Annotated in this window: 19 protein-coding genes; 10 read left to right on the forward strand and 9 right to left on the reverse strand. The window is 42.4% G+C overall.

Going from position 1 to position 24,204, the window contains the following annotated elements; genetic code table 11:
• Positions 1-47 precede the first annotated feature (47 nt).
• The 3 genes from ACX27_RS05345 to ACX27_RS05355 form a co-directional block, all read right to left on the reverse strand.
• Positions 48-2,138 carry an NAD(P)H-quinone oxidoreductase subunit 5 gene (locus ACX27_RS05345; protein WP_062289376.1) on the reverse strand — a complete coding sequence of 697 codons (2,091 nt, stop codon included), beginning with the start codon at positions 2,136-2,138 and terminating at the stop codon, positions 48-50.
• 239 nt (positions 2,139-2,377) lie between these two features.
• Positions 2,378-2,764, reverse strand: a complete 387-nt coding sequence (locus ACX27_RS05350; protein WP_062289379.1) for a thioredoxin family protein — start codon at positions 2,762-2,764, stop codon at positions 2,378-2,380.
• Positions 2,765-3,174: 410 nt separating this feature from the next.
• Complete coding sequence (locus tag ACX27_RS05355) at positions 3,175-3,897, reverse strand: NnrU family protein (RefSeq protein ID WP_418006772.1); 723 nt, start codon at positions 3,895-3,897, stop codon at positions 3,175-3,177.
• A 208-nt stretch (positions 3,898-4,105) separates the two neighbouring features.
• Between ACX27_RS05355 and ACX27_RS05360 the strand changes: the two genes are divergently transcribed.
• From ACX27_RS05360 to ACX27_RS05370, 3 genes are all read left to right on the forward strand, one after another.
• On the forward strand, positions 4,106-5,119 hold the full coding sequence (locus ACX27_RS05360) for a LysR family transcriptional regulator (protein ID WP_062298164.1): 1,014 nt from the start codon (positions 4,106-4,108) through the stop codon (positions 5,117-5,119).
• An 81-nt stretch (positions 5,120-5,200) separates the two neighbouring features.
• Positions 5,201-6,565, forward strand: a complete 1,365-nt coding sequence (locus ACX27_RS05365; RefSeq protein ID WP_062289385.1) for a serine/threonine-protein kinase — start codon at positions 5,201-5,203, stop codon at positions 6,563-6,565.
• 188 nt (positions 6,566-6,753) lie between these two features.
• Entirely contained in the window at positions 6,754-7,788 is a 1,035-nt protein-coding gene (locus ACX27_RS05370) for a PstS family phosphate ABC transporter substrate-binding protein (protein ID WP_062298166.1), read from the forward strand.
• 534 nt (positions 7,789-8,322) lie between these two features.
• On the opposite strand, the gene ACX27_RS05380 is transcribed toward ACX27_RS05370, so the two are convergent.
• The gene (locus tag ACX27_RS05380; protein ID WP_017654928.1) at positions 8,323-9,081 is read right to left on the reverse strand and encodes a Crp/Fnr family transcriptional regulator; all 759 of its coding nucleotides are present in this window, start codon (positions 9,079-9,081) and stop codon (positions 8,323-8,325) included.
• Between the two features lie 486 nt (positions 9,082-9,567).
• Here ACX27_RS05380 and ACX27_RS05390 point away from each other — a divergent pair, with 486 nt between their 5' ends.
• The gene (locus ACX27_RS05390) at positions 9,568-10,233 is read left to right on the forward strand and encodes a DALR anticodon-binding domain-containing protein (RefSeq protein ID WP_144427405.1); all 666 of its coding nucleotides are present in this window, start codon (positions 9,568-9,570) and stop codon (positions 10,231-10,233) included.
• 198 nt (positions 10,234-10,431) lie between these two features.
• On the opposite strand, the gene ACX27_RS05395 is transcribed toward ACX27_RS05390, so the two are convergent.
• The 3 genes from ACX27_RS05395 to ACX27_RS05405 all read right to left on the reverse strand — a co-directional run bounded on the left by ACX27_RS05395 (position 10,432) and on the right by ACX27_RS05405 (position 13,864).
• The gene (locus ACX27_RS05395) at positions 10,432-11,292 is read right to left on the reverse strand and encodes a Cof-type HAD-IIB family hydrolase (protein WP_062289396.1); all 861 of its coding nucleotides are present in this window, start codon (positions 11,290-11,292) and stop codon (positions 10,432-10,434) included.
• 306 nt (positions 11,293-11,598) lie between these two features.
• Positions 11,599-12,306, reverse strand: a complete 708-nt coding sequence (locus ACX27_RS05400) for a choice-of-anchor E domain-containing protein (RefSeq protein ID WP_062289399.1) — start codon at positions 12,304-12,306, stop codon at positions 11,599-11,601.
• A gap of 688 nt (positions 12,307-12,994) precedes the next feature.
• The gene (locus ACX27_RS05405) at positions 12,995-13,864 is read right to left on the reverse strand and encodes an endonuclease/exonuclease/phosphatase family protein (RefSeq protein WP_062289402.1); all 870 of its coding nucleotides are present in this window, start codon (positions 13,862-13,864) and stop codon (positions 12,995-12,997) included.
• 548 nt (positions 13,865-14,412) lie between these two features.
• Between ACX27_RS05405 and ACX27_RS05410 the strand changes: the two genes are divergently transcribed.
• From ACX27_RS05410 to ACX27_RS05425, 4 genes are all read left to right on the forward strand, one after another.
• The gene (locus tag ACX27_RS05410; RefSeq protein ID WP_062289404.1) at positions 14,413-15,792 is read left to right on the forward strand and encodes a CmpA/NrtA family ABC transporter substrate-binding protein; all 1,380 of its coding nucleotides are present in this window, start codon (positions 14,413-14,415) and stop codon (positions 15,790-15,792) included.
• A gap of 217 nt (positions 15,793-16,009) precedes the next feature.
• A complete protein-coding gene (gene ntrB, locus ACX27_RS05415; protein ID WP_062289407.1) occupies positions 16,010-16,849 on the forward strand; it encodes a nitrate ABC transporter permease in 840 nt (279 codons plus the stop codon).
• A gap of 125 nt (positions 16,850-16,974) precedes the next feature.
• Positions 16,975-18,978, forward strand: a complete 2,004-nt coding sequence (locus tag ACX27_RS05420) for an ABC transporter ATP-binding/substrate-binding protein (protein WP_062289410.1) — start codon at positions 16,975-16,977, stop codon at positions 18,976-18,978.
• A 475-nt stretch (positions 18,979-19,453) separates the two neighbouring features.
• The gene (locus ACX27_RS05425) at positions 19,454-20,314 is read left to right on the forward strand and encodes a nitrate ABC transporter ATP-binding protein (protein ID WP_062289413.1); all 861 of its coding nucleotides are present in this window, start codon (positions 19,454-19,456) and stop codon (positions 20,312-20,314) included.
• Between the two features lie 76 nt (positions 20,315-20,390).
• On the opposite strand, the gene ACX27_RS05430 is transcribed toward ACX27_RS05425, so the two are convergent.
• The gene (locus ACX27_RS05430) at positions 20,391-20,570 is read right to left on the reverse strand and encodes a hypothetical protein (protein WP_144427406.1); all 180 of its coding nucleotides are present in this window, start codon (positions 20,568-20,570) and stop codon (positions 20,391-20,393) included.
• A 132-nt stretch (positions 20,571-20,702) separates the two neighbouring features.
• On the opposite strand from ACX27_RS05430, the gene ACX27_RS05435 reads away from it, so the two are divergent.
• Positions 20,703-21,842, forward strand: coding sequence for a hypothetical protein (locus ACX27_RS05435; RefSeq protein WP_062289419.1), 1,140 nt, complete (start codon positions 20,703-20,705; stop codon positions 21,840-21,842).
• A 104-nt stretch (positions 21,843-21,946) separates the two neighbouring features.
• On the opposite strand, the gene ACX27_RS05440 is transcribed toward ACX27_RS05435, so the two are convergent.
• Positions 21,947-23,134 (reverse strand): MFS transporter, encoded by a 1,188-nt coding sequence (locus ACX27_RS05440; RefSeq protein WP_062289422.1) that lies wholly within the window; start codon positions 23,132-23,134, stop codon positions 21,947-21,949.
• A 107-nt stretch (positions 23,135-23,241) separates the two neighbouring features.
• Between ACX27_RS05440 and ACX27_RS05445 the strand changes: the two genes are divergently transcribed.
• On the forward strand, positions 23,242-24,156 hold the full coding sequence (locus ACX27_RS05445) for an ion channel (protein ID WP_062289424.1): 915 nt from the start codon (positions 23,242-23,244) through the stop codon (positions 24,154-24,156).
• Positions 24,157-24,204: the final 48 nt, after the last annotated feature.

Raw genomic sequence — 24,204 nt, forward strand, 5'->3', positions numbered from 1 at the left:
CAAAAATGAAAAATTGAAGGGTGGACAGTCGCCCACCCTTATGAGAATCAGGTGATACCAAAAACGATCACCAAGCCCAAAACTGCGCCAAACACAATCAAGGCATAAAATTGAACGCGACCATTTTCTAAATATTTCAGCCCTTCGCCACTGACTAGGGTGAAAAAGCCTGTGAGGTTAACAGCACCATCAACAACGCGGAAGTCAACTTCCATCACTTGTCTAGCTAGGCGACGCAAGCCGAGGACAAAGACGCGATGGTAAATGTCATCAAAGTACCATTTGTTGAGGGATAGCTCGTACAAAGGTTTGATTTTTGCTGCGATCGCAGCAGGGTCAATTTTCCGTTGCAAATACATCAAGGAAGCCAAAGTAATCCCAATCAAGGAAATCCCCACAGAAGCCCCCGCCATAATATAAAATTCCGTCGGCTCGAATTCGGCGGCTTTTTCTAAAACTTCAGCGAGAGTTTCGTTGGGTGAGTAAATAAATTCCTCGAAATAATTAGCAAAGGGAGTTCCCACCAAACCAATCAAAATTGAAGGAACAGCCAGTACTACTAACGGCAAGGTCATTGTCCACGGTGACTCATGGGGAGAATCGCTGTGATGACCATGAGAACCATGATGGTCTCCTGTGGCAGCTAGTTCACCGTGTTTCATTGCCCCTGGGCCAAAATTCGGGGCTGGTTCTTCAGCTTCCAATTCGAGGATGATTGTAGCGGCTTTCTTGAGTTTGTCTTTGATTTTCTCGTCAGTACCCCGGAATTTGCCTTCAAATGTCATGAAATACATTCTGAACATGTAAAAAGCCGTGATTCCCGCAGTTAGCCAGCCAACAATCCACAAAAATGGATTAGCCGCAAAAGCTTTACCAAGAATTTCATCTTTTGACCAAAAACCCGCAAAAGGAGGCATACCAGAAATTGCCAAGCAGCCAATCAAAAAGGTAATGGCTGTAATGGGCATATATTTCCGCAGTTTGCCCATGAGTCGCATATCTTGGGCTAAAGCGGGGTCATGGCCAACGACTCCTTCCATCCCGTGAATTACAGAACCGGAACCCAAGAACAACATCGCTTTGAAGTAAGCGTGAGTCATCAGGTGAAATAAGCCAGCACTGTAAGCACCTACTCCCATCGCCATTACCATGTAACCCAATTGGGAAATGGTGGAGTAAGCCAAGCCTTTTTTGATGTCGTTTTGCGTAATCGCAATTGTCGCCCCTAAAAATGCTGTAAATGCCCCAGTAAAGGCAATTACGTTCATCGCGGCGGGTACGTGTTCAAAAACAGGGTACATCCGGGCAACCAGGAATACACCTGCTGCCACCATTGTGGCGGCGTGGATTAAGGCGGAAATTGGTGTCGGGCCTTCCATCGCATCTGGCAGCCAGACATGGAGGGGGAACTGGGCTGATTTAGCAACGGGGCCGAGGAAGACCAAAATCGCAAACAGGACGGCGAGGAAATTGCTGATTGTTCCTGATTGCACCAGTTGCGCGAGGCGATCGCCCATGATGTGAAAATCAAAGCTACCAGTTGCCCAGAATAGCCCCAAAATCCCCAGTAACAAACCAAAGTCACCAACGCGGTTGGTCACAAATGCTTTTTGGCAGGCATCGGCTGCGGACTTGCGATCGTACCAAAAACCGACCAGCAAGTAGGAACACATCCCTACCAGTTCCCAGAAGATATAAATTTGCACTAAGTTGGGACTGACCACCAGACCCAACATTGAGGAGCCGAATAAGCTCAGATAAGCGTAAAACCTTACATATCCTGGATCATGTGCCATATAGCCATCGGTGTAGACCATGACTAAAAAGGCTACAGTTGTCACAATTACCAGCATAAGGGCTGTCAGGTGGTCAATTGTGTAGCCCATTCTCAGGTGAAAATTCCCTGCTGCTGCCCATTCCAAAGTCCGCAGATAAGTCGGATGCCCTTGAATTTGACTCCACAGCAAGGCAAACGACAAGCCCATCGCTGCTCCCATCAAGGAGATAATCAACACAGCGTTGAGTTGCCGCAGGCGGTTCGTCACCTGATTGATCGAAATTAATCCCAAACCGACCAGCATTGCCCCCAGAAGAGGTAACACCGGAATCAGCCAGGCATATTCATAGATTGCTTCCATCACTGACGCATAATTTGAGAATTCTTGACTAGCTTAGGACAGTTTTGCGGTGACTGTCTTCCGCAGGCAACTGTCCTGGTCGGAACTGTTAATAATTGTGACACACACCCCTGATGATAAAATACCCCACCCAAGGGTGATTGGGCGGGGTAATTAAGCATGGTTTTAGATTTGGATGGAGTCAATAGCATCTTTCACTCAATGATCATCAACTATTGACTATTGACAAATGACTCATATTATGCAGTGCGACATTCTAAATCTGCTGTTTGGGAGTGGTTGTATGTTTTAGAACGATTGGTATAGGTGAGCTTGATTTCTTCTAGAGCCAGACGTAAATCGTCTCTACCACGAAAACCTTCTAGGCGATGTCGGATAATGCCGTTTTCTACTAAAAGTAAAGTGGGTAGTGACTTGAGACGATAAGTGTTGGATAATTTGAAGTTTTCATCTGCATTCACTCCCACCAATTTAATTTGCTCCCCGCATTGAGATTTAAATTGCAACAACAAAGGGTGGATGATACGGCATAAGCCGCACCAAGGTGCTTCAAAATTAACTAAAACAGGTACTGGAGATTCTAAAACTTCTTGAGTAAATGTCCGCTCACTAACCGACAACACCATGATGCCTCGAAAATTATAGGGTTTTAATATCAAACTAGCTATCAGCAGGAAGAATTGGCAACTTAGTCAGCACCTATCTATGAATCAGCATTCAGGATTAAAGATGATTAAAAAATTAATGCCGCTTTGATTTTAACTCTGATAAAAAAACCAGCACGACTTTCATGGTGGCTTTTAGATTTTTTTTAACTCCTGATTGCCTCTGTCATCGAGGGTGTTGAGAAGACTGTGCCATGAAAATTTCAACCAAGATATTTGACCAGCGACTTACCACTATTATGAAGATCAAACTGGTTAAGCTTACCCCCACTGACAACTATTTGATTTGATCCTACATTGATTTGGCAGCAATTGATAAGCCGAAATTGGCATTTGTGCAATTTTTTGTTGATAGTTGGGATCAGTAAAAATCACCATTTTATTTTACTAGTTGCGACGATCAACAGTGGATGTAACCACCACAGTAGAGCAACAAAGATTGCTACTCCTAAATAAGCAGGGCGGAGAAATTCTTGCCATTTCAGAGACTGACGACCATCAATAACAGCTTGGAAAGGGATAATGGACGTTCTTTGTTTAACAAGTTCAAAAGCTTCGCCGTAGCGTTGGGATAAGCGGCGATCGCCATGCCAAACTCCAAATAAGTGATGTAAGACTAGACCCACAGATGTGACCAAAGTAAAGCTTGTCCCTAACCACAGCGTATGGGCGACACACCAAATAATTTGTCCTACCATCTGGGGATGACGGGTAATACGGATAATCCCAGTTTCATACAGATGAACTTGGGGCTTTTGAATAGCAGCAATTTCTAGTAGATTGAAGGTGGCAGGATACAAAAACACAAACGAAATTGCTGACAACACCCAAACTACAGCTTGTATTCCTGGGACTCCTTGTACCTGCCAGAGTTGCCAGCCGTCATAACGATGGTTAAAAAAGTAAGTAATTAGGATGACCGCCAACGGTAAACTAACTAATGCAAACAAAATGCGATAAAGCCTTGCTCCTATGTGCTTCTCAGCCAATGGACGTAGAGCAGCCCCGCCACTGTGGGCGATCGCAAAAGCAAATTGTAACCCCAACATGACAAAATGACTGGGAGTAAACAAAGGATTAGGCATCGTAGACATGGGTGAAGTTATTTAAACAAAAGTTAATACAGTACAACCAATAACACAAAGTATTCAACAGGGGACTTGCGCGAAGATGCAGTGGTACTGTTTTTTTTCGAGTCAAGTCTTCCGGTTTAAAGATGCAATAAATCATTTCTCACTTTTTGGTGATCAAAACCGATGTATTGCCAAAGCTGCTCCTTTCAAAGTTTGTGGGTTGAACCTTATGTCTGACCTTCCTTTCACTTTAGATCAGTTACGTATCCTGAAAGCGATCGCACAAGAAGGGAGCTTCAAGCGTGCCGCTGATAGTCTTTATGTCTCCCAACCTGCCGTGAGTTTGCAAGTGCAGAACCTGGAACGGCAACTAGATGTCCCTTTATTTGACCGTGGCGGCCGTCGCGCCCAATTAACCGAAGCTGGACATCTACTGTTAAGTTACGGCGAAAAAATCCTCAGTCTGTGCCAAGAAACCTGTCGTGCTATTGAGGATTTGCAAAATCTCCAAGGTGGTACTTTAATTGTCGGTGCATCTCAAACCACCGGGACTTATTTATTACCCCGGATGATTGGGATGTTTCGCCAAAAATATCCCGATGTGGCAGTGCAACTGCACGTTCACTCGACGCGTCGGACTGCTTGGAGTGTCGCCAACGGCCAAGTTGATTTAGCCATCATCGGTGGGGAAATTCCTGGTGAATTAGCCGAATCTTTAGAAATTATTCCTTACGCTGAAGATGAGTTAGCCCTGATTCTGCCAGTATTCCATCCCTTTGCTAAACTGGAAACAATTCAAAAAGACGACTTATATAAATTACAATTCATCGCTTTAGATTCCCAATCCACTATTCGCAAAGTCATCGATCAAGTACTAGCACGCTGCGAAATTGATACCAGACGTTTCAAAATCGAAATGGAACTCAATTCCATTGAAGCAATCAAAAATGCTGTGCAATCAGGCTTAGGGGCGGCTTTCGTCTCGACATCCGCGATCGCCAAAGAACTCCAAATGGGTGTACTGCACTGCGCCTCAATTGAAGGTGTGACCGTCAAGCGCACACTCTGGCTGATTTTTAATCCCAACCGATATAGATCCAAAGCCGCAGAGGCATTCAGTCAGGAAATCTTACCCCAGTTTGCTACTCCAGGATGGAACCAAGACCTGATAAAATTGTCACAAAAAAAACTAGTAGTAAATACATTTGATGTAGCAACACCCAGTTCCTCTGACGAGGGCTGATACTGGTCAATAGTCAATAGTCATTAGTTAAGGGCTACAGGCTATTGACTATTAACTGTGGACTATTGACTAAAAAATAACATGGAAGCTTACTGCACTCGTCCACGCTGCCCCCGCCCAAAAAACTATTTTGCCGACCTAGATGAAGCGACAACCCTCAAAACAGCGCAGCAAAAATATTGCGCTACCTGTGGTATGCCGCTCATCCTTGATGGAAGATATATGTCTACCAAATTACTGGGTCGGGGAGGATTTGCCTCTGCCTTTCTTGCACGCGATCGCCGCATTCCTGGAATTCGTGCCTGTGTAGTCAAACAGTTCCAGCCTGCGGGAGACATTAGTGCTAATCAACTACGCATCGCTCAACAATTATTTGAACGAGAAGCAGATGTCTTAGCCGAAATTGGCCGAGAACACGAACAAATCCCAGAACTCTACGCTTTTTTCCAAATTACCGTTCCTAGTTTTACCCAACCCAATCACGAAGAACAGTTTTTTTACTTAGTCCAAGAATATATCGATGGGCTGAACCTTGAGGAAGAATTAACTCAAAAGGGGAAGTTTTCCGAGACAGCAATTTTATATATGTTGCAGGAAATTCTCAAAATCCTCAAGTTTGTTCATGATAAAAGCATTATTCATCGGGATATCAAGCCCTCGAATATTATGCGCCGCCAAGATGGGAAATTATTTCTCTTAGATTTTGGTGCAGTCAAGCAAGTGACAAATGTGGCATCAGGGACAGTCGCCTCATCGACAGGAATTTACTCCGCCGGATTTGCCCCACCAGAACAAATGACAGGAAATCAAGTATTTCCTTGTACAGACTTATATGCCTTAGCTGTGACTGCTGTGACTTTACTCACAGGTGAATCAGCCACTCAATTATTCGATCCGCTAATTAATCAGTGGACTTGGCGATCGCATGTGGATATTGACCCCCACCTCGCTAATGTTTTAGATAAAATGCTGTTGCCTGCTGTCAGTCAACGGTTTCAATCAGCCGAGGAAGTACTGAAAGAACTGTTTCCGCAGTTCATCCCTCCAACTACACTCACAAACACACCAACTCAACCGCCAGTTATACAGCCACCTGCCAGTTTTTCTACCACAGATTTATTGTCAGGGGCTGCTGTTAGCGGTTTTGAAGGTGCATTGATAGCGATCGCTTTATCTAGTCTGATACCATTAGCTATAATCGCTGTCAGTATTGCCATCGTGATTTTGAGTGTGATGGTTTTTGCTCAAACTCGACGCTGGATAAAAACCACAAATTTATTGATTGTGGCGGCAATTACCTTTGCAATCATTCTTTTTGTTCCTTCCTTGCAGGCAGGAATGGATATCCAACAAATAGTAATACTAGGAATTACTGGTAGCTTAGTAGCTATTGCCGTAACAGCACTATTTAAACTGATATATAGATTATTGTCTATGATGTTTTAAATAAAACATCATAAAATTCTAAATTTCTGTCTCAGTCAGTAATTTCAGGAATTTAATCTCAGTACTTTGTAGCATATTTCGTACTAATAAAATTGCAACTAGGTAATTAGAGTTTAATCAAACTTTAACCTACAGTTACCCATAAAATGAGAAATTACTTTCAGGGTAAGAAAACTACACCACCAACTATGACACAACAACATAGAACTAACGAAACTAAAGTTTTGGTTCTAACACTAGCAATCACCTTGGGACTAGTAGGTGGTTTGTTGTGGTGGTTTTCTCACAGCTATGGCATCAAAGCCAGTTATCTCAATAGGACAAAGGTAGAGACACCAAATACTGATACCTTCTCGCAAATAACTGATGTCCCGACGGGTTTATTTAGTTATGGGGGTAGCACTACTTGGGCTCCGATTCGCCAGCAGGTAGATTCAGCCGTGGCCATTGTCTGGCCGAAATTTCAACTACGTTACACCGAGCCGATAGAAGCTGCACCCGGTTCAGGGACGGGAATTAAGATGCTGCTGGGTAATCAGTTAGCATTTTCTCAGTCTTCTCGTGCTTTGAAGCCAGAAGAAAACGAACAGGCGAAAAAATTGGGATTTACACTCAAAGCAGTTCCAGTAGCAATTGATGGAATTGCGATCGCAGTTCACCCGAACCTCAACCTTCCTGGGTTAACTCTCACCCAGCTAAAAGACATCTACACAGGTAAAGTTAATAATTGGGAACAGTTAGGTGGGCCAAAATTACCCATCACACCATATTCTCGTCGTCCAGAAGATAGTGGCACCATCGAATTTTTTGATGAAAACGTGCTAGGTGGAGAAAAATTTGGTAGCAATGTCCAATTTATCGACACTACCACTAACGCCTTAAAAGAAGTAGCCAAAAACCCTGGTGCAATTTACTATGCTTCAGCACCAGAGGTAATCGGACAGTGCAGCATCAAAGCCTTACCCCTAGGTAAACAGCCAGACAAACTTGTGGAACCTTACAAAAAACCTTATATTTCCTTAGATAAATGTCCGCAACAGCGTAATCAACTGAATACAGAAGCATTTCAAACTGGCGAATATCCTATCACCCGACGCTTATTTGTCATTGTTAAACAAAATGGACAAAGCGATCAGCAAGCAGGTGAAGCTTACGCTAACTTGTTGCTGACAGATCAAGGGCAAGAATTAATTGCTAAAGCTGGATTTGTCAGACTTCGCTAATCAAGACTGGCTATCTAAACAGGTAAAAATGACAATTGGAGCCTAAGGTTAGGCTCCAATGTGTGAATTAATTAACCGTATTTTCACTGCACCACTGATAACAACAAGACAGACAATGGCACTGAAAAAGTCTTGGGTAATCAATACTTTCGACTCTAATTTTGAATTGTGTTCAGATCACCCAAACTTGATCAAAATTTGGCTGATCTTTATGGATGGAATCTACTACACTTTTGCCTTAAACAAGCATTATCTTGATTATTCAACTTAGTTCCTGTTATTGACAGGCAAACAAAATCATCAACCAGTCCTCTAGCAAGAACTATGATTTTTACCTGGTGAATATCTTGTACAAGAAAAAACTTCACACACAGGCTTTTTTATCCAGAAAATACCCGATTACGCACAATCTGTTTGTGGTGGTCAAACAGATTGGTCAAACACAACAGTAAGGAGGTGTTGCTGCGCCAGCTTACTGATGACAGATCGGGGTCAAGTTCTGATAGATGCCGTTACAGGAACTCTGATAGCGTCTTAGCTTGCTCTATTAATCGACTCTGCTGGCAAGCAAATGAGATTATCTCCTTGAGTGAGGATTAAACCTCTTTGACGCAATTTGCCCATTAAGCGGGTCACAGTTACACGAGTAGAGCCGATCGCACTACCAATTTGGGCATGAGTAAGCGGGAAAGGCAAACAATAGCCACGAATCACATCGGGATCAGTTTCGCTCATTGCGGGTTCGCCATATTCCTCAATTAACAAGGTGAGGAATCCTAAGAGGCGGTCAATTGTGCGCCGCTGACCCAAGGCACTCAGCCACAACAATTTACGCTGATGCTGATACCTAAAGGCATCCATAACCTCGCGCCGGAAGTGAGGCCAGTTGTCTAAATCATGCCAGTACATCCACAGCACCGCAGTTTGATCAACATGGGCGTATGCCTGGAGGGTGAACGGTGACTGAGCCACAATTTCAAATGGTTGTCCTGCTCCCACAAAACCCAAGAAGGCTTCTTCTGGAGTTCTGTTAATGCGTCGAGATGTTAACTGACTGGCAGTAGCACTCACTTGAGCGGTACCTACCATACGGATCGCACCTCTTTGCACCAAATACAGCAAACCAGGTCTAGCTGGAATGCGCTCATCTTTGCTAAAGGTGCGGCAACGATAGTGTTCTTGAGCCCAATCAAGAATACGTTGCCAAGTCAAAAAGGGGCGTGATGCCTCAGAAAAGGAGGATGGAGATTGCATAGGTAACAAAGAGCGTTCGGCTGAAGACAAAGACGTCATAAAACAAGGTGCAAGGAGTGTCTTTGTGTGACGGGTAGGCTTAACGCCTAACAGCGCCAGCCATCCAAAGAGTAGAGAGCAATTTAGCGCCTACTCTTTTGTTATACTTCTTACTGTACAATGATGGTAGTAAAGTTTACTTACTATTCATAGAATATTTATTAAATTTTATGCTCTTCTCATTTTTCTTTATATAGATAAAACTTATATCTCAAGGAAGATGACAAGCCACTGTTGGAGAAATAATCAAAAGCTGTTCTTATCAGATTCTGTGGATTATTGGTTAATAACAAGCAGTTATTCGTCAATTAGGCAGTTAATAGAAGCTTTGTTACTCAAAATACTCAGTGATTTTACCTGGGCTGAAAAAACACAACTCAAAGAATTAAAAAAAAAATCATCTATATAAAGATAGAGATAATAAAAAAAATATTGTATATCTCAGGAGTGGCGCAGCAGTTAGCAAAATCTCATAATTGTAGTGCTATGGAAATAGCTAATACTCTTGGCCCTAGATTATTGGCGACCAGTGGCGACGTATTTATGGTTAAAATTGTTCCACCTGGTTGGATTTATTTTGAATTGAAATCAACCTATTTGGCAAGTTGGCTACAAAGCTGGGTGATGGGGTGCAGCGAACAACCTGGAAAGATGGGAACAGAAAACACAACTCCCAAATTTAAAAATCACAACCCATCCCATATATTTGCTATTCAATACGCTTATGCAAGATGTTGTTCATTAATCTTGCTAGGTCATCGTGAGGGATTAATTAAACTGCGGGAACCTTTACCACATACAAGCACAACATTATGGCAACCAGTATTTCAACAACCAATACCTTGGTTGAATCATGACAACCAACTTTGGCTGCATCATTCCACAGATATGGATTTACTGGCTGAGTTAGTGCAAGTAGTTGACGACTTGGTATATTCGGAGATTGCTGATGCAATTCACTGGCAAAAAACCGCTTTGAAGTTGAGTCAGGTATGGGAAAAATTTTGGTGTCAGTGTCGCATTTGGGGTGATGTAAAAATTCATTCACTAGAATTAGCTCAAGCTCGTTTGGGTTTAGTAATATTGACCCAGCATTTGCTGAGATATTTACTAGTAGAAAAACTAGGAGTTGCTGCTTTGTGGCAGCTATGAAACCATAGTTTATTCATCAGTATTGTTTCTGAGGGAAATATAACGGTTTTTATCATAGCTATTGACTCATTAAAGTAGTTCGACTATACTTGCAGTTGTGTGAGGAGCGAACCAGCAAGAGCGCCGAGACGAAACACGGCCAGTCGTCGGCGCTCTTTCTGATTTCATAATGTAAAAAAGTTTAAACAGTTTGCTTCTTTAAGAAAGTAAAAATTTTTGGATGGCGATCGCAACTCCATCTTTCTCTACACTAGGAGCAATCCACTGAGCGATCGCTTGTACTTCTGGGGGTGCATCGCCCATCGCTACACCAATACCAGCATATTCCAACATTTCTACATCATTAAAGTTATCACCAATAGCCATAACGTTGTTTCTTTGTAAGCCGAGAAGTTCTTCAGCAAAATAACGTACAGCCGCACCTTTATTAACAGCAGGATTGGTGGCTTCAAAAAAAGTAGCTACAGACGTTGTGAGGTAAAGTTCGGCGGGTGTATATTGGCGACGCAAATTTCCTAATAATTGGCTAATTGCTTCTGTGTCATCACACAAAGCTAAAATTTTTGTTGGTTCATATTCAATTAAAATTTTGCGTAAATCACCCACAGCAACGGGAGTAATTCCTGAACGTTGTGCGTAAATTTTAGTTTCTCTAGTTAACTCCCGGACATACAGTTGATCATTAATGTAAAAGTGAATAGAAAGAAGCAATCGCCACTGGGGTTGTTCAAAATAGTCTAGTAGTTGGTATGCGATTTCTCTGGCTACAGGTAAGTGATAGTGGATTTTCTGATTGCTTGGGTCTTGAATCCAAGCTCCTTGATAAGCTGCTAATGGCAGGTTAGAGCGTATTTCTTGATGAAAACGTAAAGCAGAGCGATACATCCGTCCAGTAGCAATTGCAACATGAATACCTTTGGCTTGAGCCGCTGCGATCGCTTGCTTGACAGGTTTGCTTAAAGAATTGGATTTACCTGCGATCGTGCCATCGATATCTAAAACTAGTAACTTAATGTTTTGTGTAGGTAGAGCTTGATTTTCGGGTGATGCCATATACATAAATTTTTAACCTGTGAACTCCAGTATGAGGTTAACAGGCATTGGCTCAATCTGATTCAGTCAAAATAATTAAGCTACAACACATCTAAATTCCTGGAACATACAACAACTTATCAACCAAAATAAAAAACCCAGACTTTCAGTCTAGGTTTTCCACAGTTAAATAAAAGATGATTCTGACAGTAATGATCGACATGAAAACGGTCTAACAGATGCACAACTGTGTCATTAATGCAATGTGCTTTTTGGTGATTAATTGATATTAGTCAATTGAATCAGGTAAGAAGACTCACCTATTTCTACCAATTAGTTAGACGCTTTGAGCCAATTTTTTCTGCGTTGGGACATTAAACCAATTCCTGCTACTAAGCCAATACCAATTGCAGCAGAGGGTTCGGGTACAGATGCTGGGTCGTAGTCATAAGTAACGGAAACAGTTCCTTTAGCAAATGTACTGATCTTGCTTGCAACGTTACCAGAACCAGTAACATTTGAGGTAGCCATAGCGGAGAATAAGAAGCTTAGGTCGCCAGTACCAATGAAAGACTGTAACATTTGGCCATCGGTAATAGTTTTCAAGCCTGATTCGGTAGCATTTAGCCCTTTAAGGGTATTGCCAGAGGGCGCTAAGAAGTCAATCGTACCATCAAACACAGGAACATTTTGGAATGTTTGGGATGTTTTAGGATTGATGTTGAATAAAGAATCATTCCCTAATTTGAGGCTAGAATTACTACCAAGAGTAACAGTGATGTCTGTGGGAGAATCTTCGTCTAAATTCTCATAACCAATAGTACCCTGAATGTCGCTAGTAAATTGTAATGTTACTCCTTTCAATGTACCAAGAGCAGCATCAAACTTCTGAACACTGATAGCTTCATTGGTGATATTGGTCTTCTTAAAGTTTGTGGAGCCAGTGTAAGAAAGAGAAGCTGCGTTTGCTGCGCCTGCGGTGGCTACGATACCTGCCAAGGTGGTCGCTGCTGCTAGAGTTTGAAATAGTTTTGTTGTCATGGGAATTTATCTTCTCAAACTGGATAAACGCAAGATTGCTACATTATTTCTAACTTGTAGTTTTTGGTTCTCGGCTTGCTAAATCTACCGAAATTTATGTGAAGCTTTGATTATGAAAAAACTTGCATAAATCTATCTTTAAGAAGCATAGATGAAGTTTTGTTAAGGTTGGCAAATTAGATGGAGACCTTGGTAGAGCCTTATTGAATTATCAAAAACCATCACAAGTTTTGCCAAATCACTACTCTTTCAACTCAGCAAATGTTCAGATATCAGGTGAATTTCCTATACATCAAGTTATCTATTCAGGATATATGCACTATTAGTATGATGAACATAAAGGCTAGTGTGTATGTTTAAAATTTAAAATTTCTATGGGTGTAATTCAGCACTATCTATGATTTACTGATGGACTGCATTTCATAGGCAAGTGTGAAAGAGCGAGTACTGTAATGACTCAGCACTTTCAACTCAGCACTTAGCACTTTCATCCTATCTCTGACATCAGCAGAGGGTGTGATCAAACAGAATTCAGGAGTCAGGAAGCCCAAATTCAGAATTGAATTCTGTACGACTGGTGGATAAATCAACTGGTTTAAGACCCTTACCAAATTTAAAATTTGCTTGTATTCAATCAGTTGCGGGTCTTTTTAGCCCACAGACTGCATTCTGACTTCTGAATTCTTCTTCAACTCGTTGCTTTGAGAACTGCACGCAGACCAAAATGATCGGATGGATAGATTTTCTCTGCTGTACCTGCAATTGCTTCACAAGCGAACAAGTCAATTGACTGCGGTTGCCAGTTATGGTTTTGACTCCGCAGTAAAATGCGATCAAGCCTAACTGGTATTCCCTGTAAACTCATCAACGCTGCTAAGGCATTGTGTTGGGGGTTAAATGTGTAACCTGGTGTATGGGGGTTGAGTGTTTGCCAGATATCGATATATCCAGCATTTGTTATTATGTCTTCTTGTTCGTTACCGCGTGTATTGAAGTCACCAACTATCAAGCTATTTCCTGGTAGGGTTTGGAGATATGCAACTATGGTAGTTAGCTGATGTTGGCGTTTTTCTAGTGCATTTTGAGAGCGATCGCTTGTTAAATGCACAACTGCAATATGCAATAATTGACCATTAATTTCACAACTGCCGACCAATACCCGCTTGCGTCCCAAAAATTGATGCTCAACCAGTGTAAAAGGCAGACGCGATAACAATAAATTACCGTAAGGTCGCACTGTTGCGGCTGTGCTGGATTCCGAAATGTAGTAACTGCGTACCCAAGCTTGCGATAAAAGTAACTCTAGTAAAGTTGGTGTCGCTTCTTGGATGGCGATTATATCGGTGTTACATTGACGTAACTCCTCAATAATTGCTGGTAATCTTTTTTCTGTGGCGATTTTATCTTTTTCGTAGAGGTCACAAAGGACGTTAAAGCTGGCAACTGTCAAAGTTTCTAAATTGACGTTGGTAGCTTTTTGTGTATATGGTTGCCAATTTGGGATAGTGAATTTATAAACTGGTAGCGGCGTGAATATTTGCTTTGGTGATTTTGACATCTGTGCTTTTTTTGATTATCTATAGGCTGAAAGTAATCATTAGCATCAGTAATTATCAATTATTTCAAGTAAATCTTATTTTGCAGACAAAATATATGTTTTAGACAATAGTACGCATAAGTAATTATTGATGATTTATGGCATAAATTAAGTTTCTCTACCGTAATCATTATATAAAGTTAATTGTTACCATCAGTAACCCCCGATATATTGCCATTATTCGTTGACTTTGCCCCCCATGATAAATTTTTACTTATATGATCAATCTAATATTTATTTAAGAATTATGGTTCGGAAGTTAACCAATTTGACGTTAAAACCTGTAAACTAAGTTTCAACGAATTAAGTGATCCCTAAACAAAGAATTGAAGACACAGTAATTCTTCCGCATTAGTTATCTCAGCTTTTTATGGGCAGTAATTGGCTTGAGGTAATCAGTTTGAATATGGCTCAAAATTATTTTGTAATCACCACAAGCGAAATTATGTTCGACTTGCGCTAATTTTCATGCCTAAAAAAAATTTAAATTCACCTTTGAGGAGATATATATGTCAGATTTTTTCAACCAAGTTTCTCGCCGTAAGTTCATATTAACAGCTGGAGCTTCTGCAAGTGCTGTATTTTTGAAAGGCTGTTTAGGAAATCCCCCAGATAGCCTGACTGGTGGAAGTTCTCAGTCTGCGCCTACTGCTCAAACTGTAGCGAATATCAGCCCAGAACAAGCACCGGAAACTGATACAGTCAAGTTAGGATATGTCCCAATTGTTGAGGCAGCACCTTTAATTATTGCCAAAGAGAAAGGCTTTTTTGCGAAGTACGGGATGACCAAAGTTGACCTTTCTAAACAAGCTTCTTGGGGTTCTGCACGGGATAACGTAGAAATTGGTTCTGCGGGTGGTGGGATTGACGGTGGACAATGGCAAATGCCCATGCCACATTTAATTACCGAAGGTTTAATTACTAAGGGTAATCAAAAAATCCCGATGTATGTGTTGGCGCAGCTAATTACACATGGAAATGGGATTGCTCTCGCCAGTAAACACGCTGGTAAAATTAGCCTGGAAGTTGCTAATGCTAAGGCTTTATTCAAAGAACTCAAATCTTCTACACCTTTCACCGCTGCATTCACCTTCCCGCACGTTAACCAAGATTTGTGGATTCGGTATTGGTTAGCTGCTGGTGGTTTAGACCCAGATGCAGATGTCAAACTCCTCACCGTACCTGCGGCGCAAACTGTTGCCAACATGAAAACCGGGACAATGGATGCGTTCAGCACTGGCGACCCCTGGCCTTATCGCATTGTCAGAGATAAAATCGGTTTCATGGCGGCGTTAACCGCAGAGATTTGGAAGAATCACCCAGAAGAATATTTGGCAATTCGGGCTGACTGGGTTGATAAAAATCCCAAAGCCACCAAAGCAATTTTAAAAGGCATTATGGAGGCGCAACAGTGGTTGGATAATTTTGACAACCGCAAAGAAGCCGCCGCAATTCTCGCTGGGAGAAATTATTTTAACTTACCTTCTCCTGATATTTTGGCTGAACCATACCAAGGTAAATATGACATGGGTGATGGTCGCAAAATTGACGATAAATCAATGGCTGCTTATTACTGGAAAGACGGAAAAGGTAGTGTTTCTTATCCCTACAAGAGTCATGATTTGTGGTTCATCACTGAAAACGTTCGCTGGGGATTTTTGCCTAAAGATTACATTGCCAATAATGCAGCGAAGGCTAAAGAACTGATTAATAAAGTTAACCGCGAAGATATTTGGAAAGAAGCAGCAAAAGAAGCAGGTATCGCGGCGGCGGATATTCCCTCAAGCACATCTCGCGGCGTAGAAGAATTTTTTGATGGGGTGAAGTTTGATCCTGAAAATCCCGAAGCATATCTCAAGAGTCTCAAGGTTAAAAAAGTGAGTGTTTAAAAGTGCTGAGTGCTGTTAGTACTAAATTCTGCATGAAGTTGCGTTTAATAAGAAACGAACCGCAAAGTACGCAAAGTACACAAAGAGAGGAATAAGAGAGAGTTTGGCGCAGCTTTACAAAGAAATGGTATTAGCCCATGCTGAGTGCTGAGTAATAAAGAAGAGTAACTTTCAAGTTTATCTGCGGTTCATTATTCATTTAAGGGAAACAAAATTTATGACACTTGCACAGAAAAGACCAGCTACCCCAAGGTTAGATAACAGTTTTATCTCGAAGTTACAAAAACAATTTCCTGAGATTATACCGCCAGCAATCGCGATCGCAATATTCCTCGGACTGTGGCAATTATTTGCTTGGCTTCCTGGTGCTACATTGCCAGGGCCAATTCAAGTGGTACAAGATACTTGGGTACTCATTTTCTGGCCTTTCTATGACAGAGGCGGTATTGATAAAGGTCTATTCTGGCAAATTTGGGCTAGTTTGCAGCGGGTGGCTATTAGTTACACATTAGCTGCGGTGGTTGGTATTGGCTTGGGCATTTTGATTGGTGTGAATAAAACCATGTCCAAAGCGTTAGACCCATTGTTTCAACTATTGCGGACTGTACCGCCTTTGGCTTGGGTTCCCATTTCCTTAGCAGCATTGCGCCAAAACGAACCAGCAGCATTATTTGTAATTTTCATCACCGCAATTTGGCCAATCTTAATTAACACTGCGGTGGGTGTAACTCAAATTCCTCAAGACTACAACAACGTTGCTAAAGTTTTGCAACTCAGCCGCAAAGAATACTTCTTCAACATTTTGATTCCCGCTGCTTTACCTTACATCTTCACTGGCTTAAGAATTGCGATTGGTTTGGCTTGGTTAGCGATTATCGCGGCAGAAATCGTTATGTCTGGTATCGTCGGTATCGGTTTCTTTATCTGGGATGCTTACCAAAATAACGATGTGAGTGAAGTAATTTTGGCTCTGGTTTATATCGGTGTCGTTGGTTTATTACTCGACAAGTTCATGGCTTGGTTGCAAAACCTGATTTTACCAGCAGAACAAAAGTAAGGAGGCAGAGGGCAGGAGGCAGGAGGAAAGAATAATTTATATTTCTCCTATCTCTTCCACTCCCAACTCCCAACTCCCTATTTCAAACTTCACACTTCATACTTCATACTTCATACTTTAAAGCCATGTCAGTATTCGTTGCTGTTGATCAAATTGATAAGGTATTTAATTTAAGTGGCGGCGGTCAATATATTGCGTTAAAAGGTATTGACTTGCAAATTAAAAAAGGTGAATTTGTTTCTTTGATTGGTCACTCTGGTTGCGGTAAATCCACATTATTAAATATGATTGCGGGTTTGGATTTGCCGACTGAAGGTGTGGTGACGCTGCAAGGACAAAGAGTCACCAAGCCAGGGCCAGACCGGATGGTGGTATTCCAAAATTATTCCCTGTTGCCTTGGCGGACTGTGAGAGAAAATATTGCCTTGGCAGTAGATTCCGTCATGAAGGGAATGCCTGCGGCGGAACGTAAGGCAATTGTCGAGAAACATATAGATATGGTGGGTTTGCGTCCCCACGCCGAGAAACCACCAGGAATGTTATCGGGTGGACAAAAGCAACGGGTAGCGATCGCTCGCGCTTTGGCAATTCGTCCTAAACTATTACTGTTAGATGAACCCTTCGGTGCGTTAGATGCCTTAACACGGGGTAACTTACAAGAACAGTTAATGCAAATCTGCGAAGAAAATGAAGTTACTGCGGTCATGGTGACTCATGATGTAGATGAAGCAGTGCTGTTGTCTGACAGAATTGTGATGTTGACCAATGGCCCTGAATCGAAAATTGGCGACATCCTCGAAGTAGATATCCCCCGTCCCCGCAAACGCATGGAAGTTGTGGAACACCCCAGCTACTACAGCTTGCGGAGTGAGATGATTTACTTCCTCAACCAGCAAAAACGGATTAAGAAACTGCGGGCGCGGAAAACAGCGGCCATTTCTCGCCACGGTTTAGAAAAAGTTAACTTAGAAATTGGCTTTCTCCCCCTCACCGCCTGCGCCCCCCTTGCTGTCGCCAAAGAAAAAGGTTTCTTTGCCAAGCATGGTTTAGATGAAGTTAACTTAGTCCGGGAAACTAGCTGGCGGGGTATCGTGGATGGTATCTCTGGCGGTTACTTGGACGCAGCCCAAATGCCTTCCGGGATGCCGATGTGGTTAAGCTTGGGCGGGAATAAAAACCAACCCCTCCCTGTAGTTACCGCCCTCACCATGACCCGCAACGGTAACGCCATCACCCTAGCCAAACGCTTTTATGATGAAGGTGTCCGCACCTTATCAGACTTCAAAAATTACTTACTCCGCACCCGCGAACAACGCCACACAATGGGCGTAGTCCATCCCGCCTCGATGCACAATATGCTGCTACGTTATTGGTTGGCGGCTGGTGGTATTGACCCAGATACAGATGTGGATATGCACATTATTCCACCCGCCCAGATGGTGGCTGACCTACAAAACAAGAGTATTGACGGTTACTGCGTGGGCGAACCTTGGAATTATCGCGCCGCCGTCGAAAATGTCGGCTTTACCATCGCCACAGACTTAGAAGTTTGGTTAGGACACCCCGGTAAAGTTCTCGGTGTGCGGGAAGATTGGGCAGAAATGTATCCTAACACCCATATTGCCTTAACTAAAGCGTTGTTAGAAGCCTGCCAATACTGTGCAGATCCCCAAAACACCGAAGAAGTCAGAAGAATTGTAGCGGGGAGAGATTACGTCAGCACTGATTTAGAGTACATCCAGTTAGAAGACCCGAATAACCTGACTTGTGACCTAGACCACCCCCTGCGTGACTACGCCCATCACCAGTTTTACTCTGAGTCGGCTATTAACCGCCCCAGTCGTACAGAACAAATTTGGATTATGACTCAGTTGGCGCGTTGGGGTGATACTCCCTTCCCCAGAAATTGGGTAGAAGTTGTAGAACGAGTTTGTCGGGTGCGCGTTTTCAGTACCGCCGCCAGAGAATTAGGTTTAGATATCAGCTACACTCGCCAACCTATTCAATTATTTGATGGTACTCCCTTTAATGCTGATGACCCCATCGCCTACCTCAATAGCTTACCCATTAAACGCGACTTTTCCATCGCTGAAGTCATCCTAGATTCACCCATGAGAAGAGTTGCGTAACTGACAATTGAGCGTTGGAACTTCATTAATGAACCTTTGAGCCTCATTAATGAACCTCGAAACTCCTTTAATGAGCCTTTGGGCTTCATTAATAAACCTCAGAACTTAATTAATAAACCTTTGAGCTTCATTAATGAACCTTGGAACTCCTTTAATGAGCCTCAGAACTCCTTTAATGAACCTTAGAGCTTCATTAATGAACCTTAGAACTCTTTTAATGAGCCTCGGAACTCCATTAACGCACCGCTTAATATCCTAGGGACTGTTTTTCAACTCTGCGATCCCCCTAAATCCCCCTTCTTAAGGGGGAATTTGAGAGACTCTTAGCCCCCCTTTTTAAGGCAGGTTGGGGGGATCTAAAAAATTAAGCAGCTAAATGAATACTAGGAAAACCCGCCCTAGTCTTTTGCCTCTTTGGTTTAGAAAAAATCTTAACCCACACAAATCTAAATTTCTTCACCCTTCACCCACCACCATGCAAAACCGCAATTTGTCTACCGTCACCGGCACTTCCAGAAGACCATTACCAACTCTGAGCGACAATAGCAGATGCTTCCTTGAAATCAGAGACGTTAGCAAAGTTTACCCCACCAAGAAAGGCCCTTTCACTGTACTGGATGGTGTTAACCTCCAGGTGAACCAAGGTGAATTTATTTGTGTGATTGGTCACTCTGGTTGTGGCAAATCTACACTGCTGAATATGGTTTCTGGTTTCAATTTCCCCACATCTGGGCAAGTGTTACTCGAAGGTCAACCCATCACCAAGCCAGGCCCAGACCGGATGGTTGTGTTTCAAAACTACGCCCTGTTACCTTGGCGGACTGCATTTGAAAATATTTACTTAGCGGTGAATGCAGTTTACCCCAACAAAATGGAAGCAGAGAAAAGGGCAATTGTCCGCGACCATTTGGCAATGGTGGGACTAGCTGACGCAATGGACAAAAAGCCGATGCAAATGTCTGGCGGGATGAGACAGCGCGTTTCGATCGCGCGGGCTTTGGCAATTCGTCCGAAAGTGCTAATTTTAGATGAACCTTTCGGGGCGTTAGATGCAATTACCAAAGAAGAATTACAAGAAGAACTGCTGAAAATTTGGAACGATAATCGCTGCACAGTGTTGATGATTACCCATGACATCGATGAAGCGTTGTTTTTAGCAGATAAGTTAGTGATGATGACTAATGGCCCTCATGCCAAAATTGGCGAAGTCATGGAAATTCCCTTTTCTCGTCCCCGCGATCGCGCCCGCATCATGGAAGATCCACAATATTACAAGCTGCGTAACTATGCCTTAGACTTCCTGTTCAATCGTTTTGCTCACGATGATGTGGGTTAAGAGTTTCTCCCGACGACAAAGGTTAGCTATGTAGCAAAAGATAAAAGGTAAAATCACTTGCCTTTTGTCTTTTGCTTTATTTTTTATCTAGCTGACTTGAAAGTGCTGAGTGCTGAGTAAAAATACTAATACCACTTTCATCGCCAAGCATAAAACTGGTTTTATCGGGGCTGCCTTCTGCGATAAAAATAAACCCCAGTGATTGTAGAGAAGTTGTATACAAAATCTCTACAAGTTTGGGATCAAAATTCCGCATAAATTGTTTATATGTAAGCCAAAAGCCGAAATTCATCATAAATTTTATACAGTGGCAGGTTGAAATTACACCTCTACTCCCAGTCAGCGCCCCTTGTCCTATTATTTACTCCGTTATTACCGCCAAATACTTATGTCTTCAGCGTTTGATCCATCTTTAGCGAGTGCCAGAATTGACAAGTTTTGGGAACTATCCGCCAGATTTGGACAAGAGGATAGTGCAAAAAACATCTACTTAAATGAAATTGTCAGCGATCGCTATACTCTGGTGAATGGTCTGCAAATACTCCGGGATGAATTACAATTTGCTGGGGCGAGTATTTCGGATTTAAAAGCTTGTGCGGCCGATTTGAGTTTACCGAGTGTTGTCACAACTTTGGCATATACTAACTGTGGCGATCGCATTCACCAAGGCGAGTCTACCAGAACTTATCGTGATGTGGTTGCTTCCCGGTTTGCCACTTTATCAGAAATTGGCGAGTTAAAAACAGAGACGTTTTTCCCCACCGGTGGCGGGACTGATGATGGTGCAACCTTAGCCCATGTCACCATCGCCCATCAATTAGATGAAACTTGGCGCAGCCAAATTTATGCAGGTAATTCTCAATCTTTTATTCTCGCCGCCCTCGATTTAAAAACCCATGTCGGACGTTTAGATTTAGGCGAACAATTAATCTACGGCAAAACCCAAGAATCTTTGTGGCGTGAACCCCGTGCGGCTTGTGGGGCAATTGTCGGCGCACTGACACATTTCAATTCCCGCAACATCGTCCATCAACGCCTACGCCGTGACATCGGCGAAGAAAATTACGAGTTTCTTTCATCCCAGCAGATTTTAGCTGACGATGGTACAGATATTACAATGGCTGTGGCAGCTGCGATCGTCGCTATTCGCGGACTGGAAAAAACAGCCATTGCTTTAGGCAAAGAAATGGATGAAAGAGGTATGGCGCATCTCACCGCTACCACTACCGTCAATGTCCCCTTCCGCGATGACCCAGTAATTTATTTAGCCAGGGCGACCGTATTTAATGGTTTAATTCGCATCCAAGGTTTAGGCGCAGATGCCAGTAAATACAGTGGTAAAATCATTCATCATCTGGGCGAAAAACATTTGCAGCTAATTTACGATGACCTCGATAACGATAATTTAGCGATCGAAGAAATTCCTTACAGAACCCGAAAACCCGTTGTACAAACCTATGACCCACAGTTGGATATTACTGTTATAGATTTGGGGAGTGGGGAATTGGGAGTAGAGAATGGGGTGTAAGAATAGAACTGACGCACAAGGACAAGGATTATCTGTGGAGAGTGGGTGTAAGGGTGAAGGGGTGTAAGGGTTTGGAATATATACACCCCTTCAACCTCATACCCCTACACCCTTATTTCTGAAGGTGTATAGTTTTTCCGCGTCAAGACAGCGAAACATAAAACCAGAAAGGTAAGAGTACCAGCTAAATACAAGGGATAGCTATAGGTTTGGGGATAAGATTGATTGATGAGCATACCTGCAATCACAGGCCCAACGCCGTTGGAAATGCTTAAATAAGAAGCGTTCAAACCCATTGCTGTACCTTGTTCTTGAGATTTGGCGTTGAGGGAAATCAACGTATTAATCATGGGTTGAACTAAAGAGTTAAATAGTGAATAGACAATACTAACTACGACAAAATAAATAATATTGTGCCAAATTGGCATGATGATAAATGATAAACTGCGGATAAATAAAGCCAAAAATAATATACTCACAATATTAAATTTGCGGCTGAGAATTGACACTCCCCAAGTTTGCATAATTGTACCCAGCGCCCCAAATAAGATGAACACGAGTGTCAAAGATTGGCTATTTTGTCCTAAAACCTGAATAAAGTAAGGTTGAAAGGCATAGGTAAAAATTGTAAAAGTTGTCCCAATAAAAAAATTAATAATTAGCAAGATACCTATTTTTGGGATTGCTAAACCGCGAATTAAATTACCTAAGCCGAGGTCAAAAAGATTATTTGCTTTCGCTGCTTTGGTTTGTAGTGTTTCTGGCAAAAAGAAAATAGTAATTAATAGTGCTAAAAATGCGATCGCACCAGAAACTAAAAATGCTGCCCCCAGAGAAAATTGCTGCGCCAGCAAACTCGTAACTGGCCCCAACACAAAGCCTAAACCAAAGGCGGCACCGTTAATGCCAAAGGCTTTGGCGCGGTTTTCCGGTGTGGTGACATCAGAAATAATCGCCTGGGCCACCGAAGCATTTCCGCCCGTAATCCCATCCAGAAATCGGGCGAAGAATAGCCAAGTTGCGGTGGTTGCTGTACCTGCGATCGCATTAGCAATCACAGTCCCCGCCAAACTAATGATTAATAAAGGTTTACGTCCAAAGCGATCGGATAATTTACCAATGACTGGGGTAGCAAAAAACTGAGATATTGAATAAATCGAAAATAACAAACTGGTCTGAAAATCACTCAAGCCAAATTGTTTGCCATAAAGATAGATAATAGGAATTAAAATTGTCAGACTGAGGGAATTAATAAAGGCAACTAAAGCGGTAATCCAGAAATTTCGGTTCATTGGCAGTGTCACAGCGCCCAGTATTACTTAGCCACTGCACTGTATCAGAAAACAGGGGCTTGTAACTCTAGTGATCATAATGATTTGCCGTTATTTTAGCTACACCAATGAAATTTCAATTTAAAAAACCTGCACGCCAGCAACGACAACGTTCACAACCCATTGTCCACCTCAAGTACCACAATGGTAATATCGAGATTAAGGGTTTAGGTGTCTGGCATTCTTACTGGCGCGATCCCTACCATTTACTCTTGACAATTCCCTGGTCTGGATTTGTACTAGTAATTTTTGTTGTTTACGTAGCTATTAATACCCTATTTGCTTTGGCGTATTTATTGGGCGGAGATTGCATTGCTAATGCCCGTCCCGGTTCTTTTTTAGATGTTTTTTTCTTTAGTGTGCAAACTCTGGCATCTATTGGTTATGGGGCAATGTATCCCAAGACAAACTATGCCAATATTATTGTGACGATTGAAGCGATCGCAGGTGTCATGGGAATTGCCATGATGACGGGGTTGGCCTTTGCCCGGTTTTCTCGGCCAACAGCCCGTGTCATTTTTAGCCGTGTGGCGGTGATTGTTCCCTATGAACAAGCGCCAACTCTTATGTTTCGCACCGCCAACCAGCGACGTAATTTCATTGTAGAAGCGCAGATGCGGGTTTATCTGATGCGTGATGAAATTACCGCCGAAGGTGAGTTTATGCGCCGCATTTATGACCTCAAACTTGTCCGACAGCAAACCCCTGGCTTCGCTTTAAGTTGGTCAGTTATGCACATCATTGATGAATCTAGCCCTTTATATGGGGTGACACCAGATTCTTTAAATCAAACCAATAGTATGTTGATGATCTCTTTAACAGGCATTGATGAAACAGTCGCACAAGTTGTTCATGCACGTCATAGTTACGGTGCTAACGATATTTTATGGAATCATCGATTTGTCGATATCCTGCATCACACCTCCAATGGACATCGTTACATCGACTACAACAATTTCCATGATGTTTTGCCGTTGGAGTAATCCCATTTCACAAAAAATCTGATACAGATGTAAACTCTAAAATCCTTG

The sequence above is a fragment of the Nostoc piscinale CENA21 genome (assembly GCF_001298445.1).
Lineage (GTDB): Bacteria > Cyanobacteriota > Cyanobacteriia > Cyanobacteriales > Nostocaceae > Nostoc_B > Nostoc_B piscinale_A.

Excerpts from the sequence above, each read along its gene's own strand:
- ACX27_RS05405 (WP_062289402.1), bottom strand. The coding sequence starts at position 13,864 with ATGTCAAAATCACCAAAGCAAATATTCACGCCGCTACCAGTTTATAAA.
- ACX27_RS05350 (WP_062289379.1), bottom strand. The coding sequence starts at position 2,764 with ATGGTGTTGTCGGTTAGTGAGCGGACATTTACTCAAGAAGTTTTAGAA.
- ACX27_RS05430 (WP_144427406.1), bottom strand. The coding sequence starts at position 20,570 with ATGCGGAATTTTGATCCCAAACTTGTAGAGATTTTGTATACAACTTCT.
- ACX27_RS05380 (WP_017654928.1), bottom strand. The coding sequence starts at position 9,081 with ATGACGTCTTTGTCTTCAGCCGAACGCTCTTTGTTACCTATGCAATCT.
- ACX27_RS05360 (WP_062298164.1), top strand. The coding sequence starts at position 4,106 with ATGTCTGACCTTCCTTTCACTTTAGATCAGTTACGTATCCTGAAAGCG.
- ACX27_RS05400 (WP_062289399.1), bottom strand. The coding sequence starts at position 12,306 with ATGACAACAAAACTATTTCAAACTCTAGCAGCAGCGACCACCTTGGCA.
- ACX27_RS05390 (WP_144427405.1), top strand. The coding sequence starts at position 9,568 with ATGGAAATAGCTAATACTCTTGGCCCTAGATTATTGGCGACCAGTGGC.
- ACX27_RS05355 (WP_418006772.1), bottom strand. The coding sequence starts at position 3,897 with ATGTCTACGATGCCTAATCCTTTGTTTACTCCCAGTCATTTTGTCATG.
- ACX27_RS05410 (WP_062289404.1), top strand. The coding sequence starts at position 14,413 with ATGTCAGATTTTTTCAACCAAGTTTCTCGCCGTAAGTTCATATTAACA.
- ntrB (WP_062289407.1), top strand. The coding sequence starts at position 16,010 with ATGACACTTGCACAGAAAAGACCAGCTACCCCAAGGTTAGATAACAGT.
- ACX27_RS05425 (WP_062289413.1), top strand. The coding sequence starts at position 19,454 with ATGCAAAACCGCAATTTGTCTACCGTCACCGGCACTTCCAGAAGACCA.
- ACX27_RS05345 (WP_062289376.1), bottom strand. The coding sequence starts at position 2,138 with ATGGAAGCAATCTATGAATATGCCTGGCTGATTCCGGTGTTACCTCTT.
- ACX27_RS05435 (WP_062289419.1), top strand. The coding sequence starts at position 20,703 with ATGTCTTCAGCGTTTGATCCATCTTTAGCGAGTGCCAGAATTGACAAG.
- ACX27_RS05365 (WP_062289385.1), top strand. The coding sequence starts at position 5,201 with ATGGAAGCTTACTGCACTCGTCCACGCTGCCCCCGCCCAAAAAACTAT.
- ACX27_RS05395 (WP_062289396.1), bottom strand. The coding sequence starts at position 11,292 with ATGTATATGGCATCACCCGAAAATCAAGCTCTACCTACACAAAACATT.
- ACX27_RS05420 (WP_062289410.1), top strand. The coding sequence starts at position 16,975 with ATGTCAGTATTCGTTGCTGTTGATCAAATTGATAAGGTATTTAATTTA.
- ACX27_RS05370 (WP_062298166.1), top strand. The coding sequence starts at position 6,754 with ATGACACAACAACATAGAACTAACGAAACTAAAGTTTTGGTTCTAACA.
- ACX27_RS05445 (WP_062289424.1), top strand. The coding sequence starts at position 23,242 with ATGAAATTTCAATTTAAAAAACCTGCACGCCAGCAACGACAACGTTCA.
- ACX27_RS05440 (WP_062289422.1), bottom strand. The coding sequence starts at position 23,134 with ATGAACCGAAATTTCTGGATTACCGCTTTAGTTGCCTTTATTAATTCC.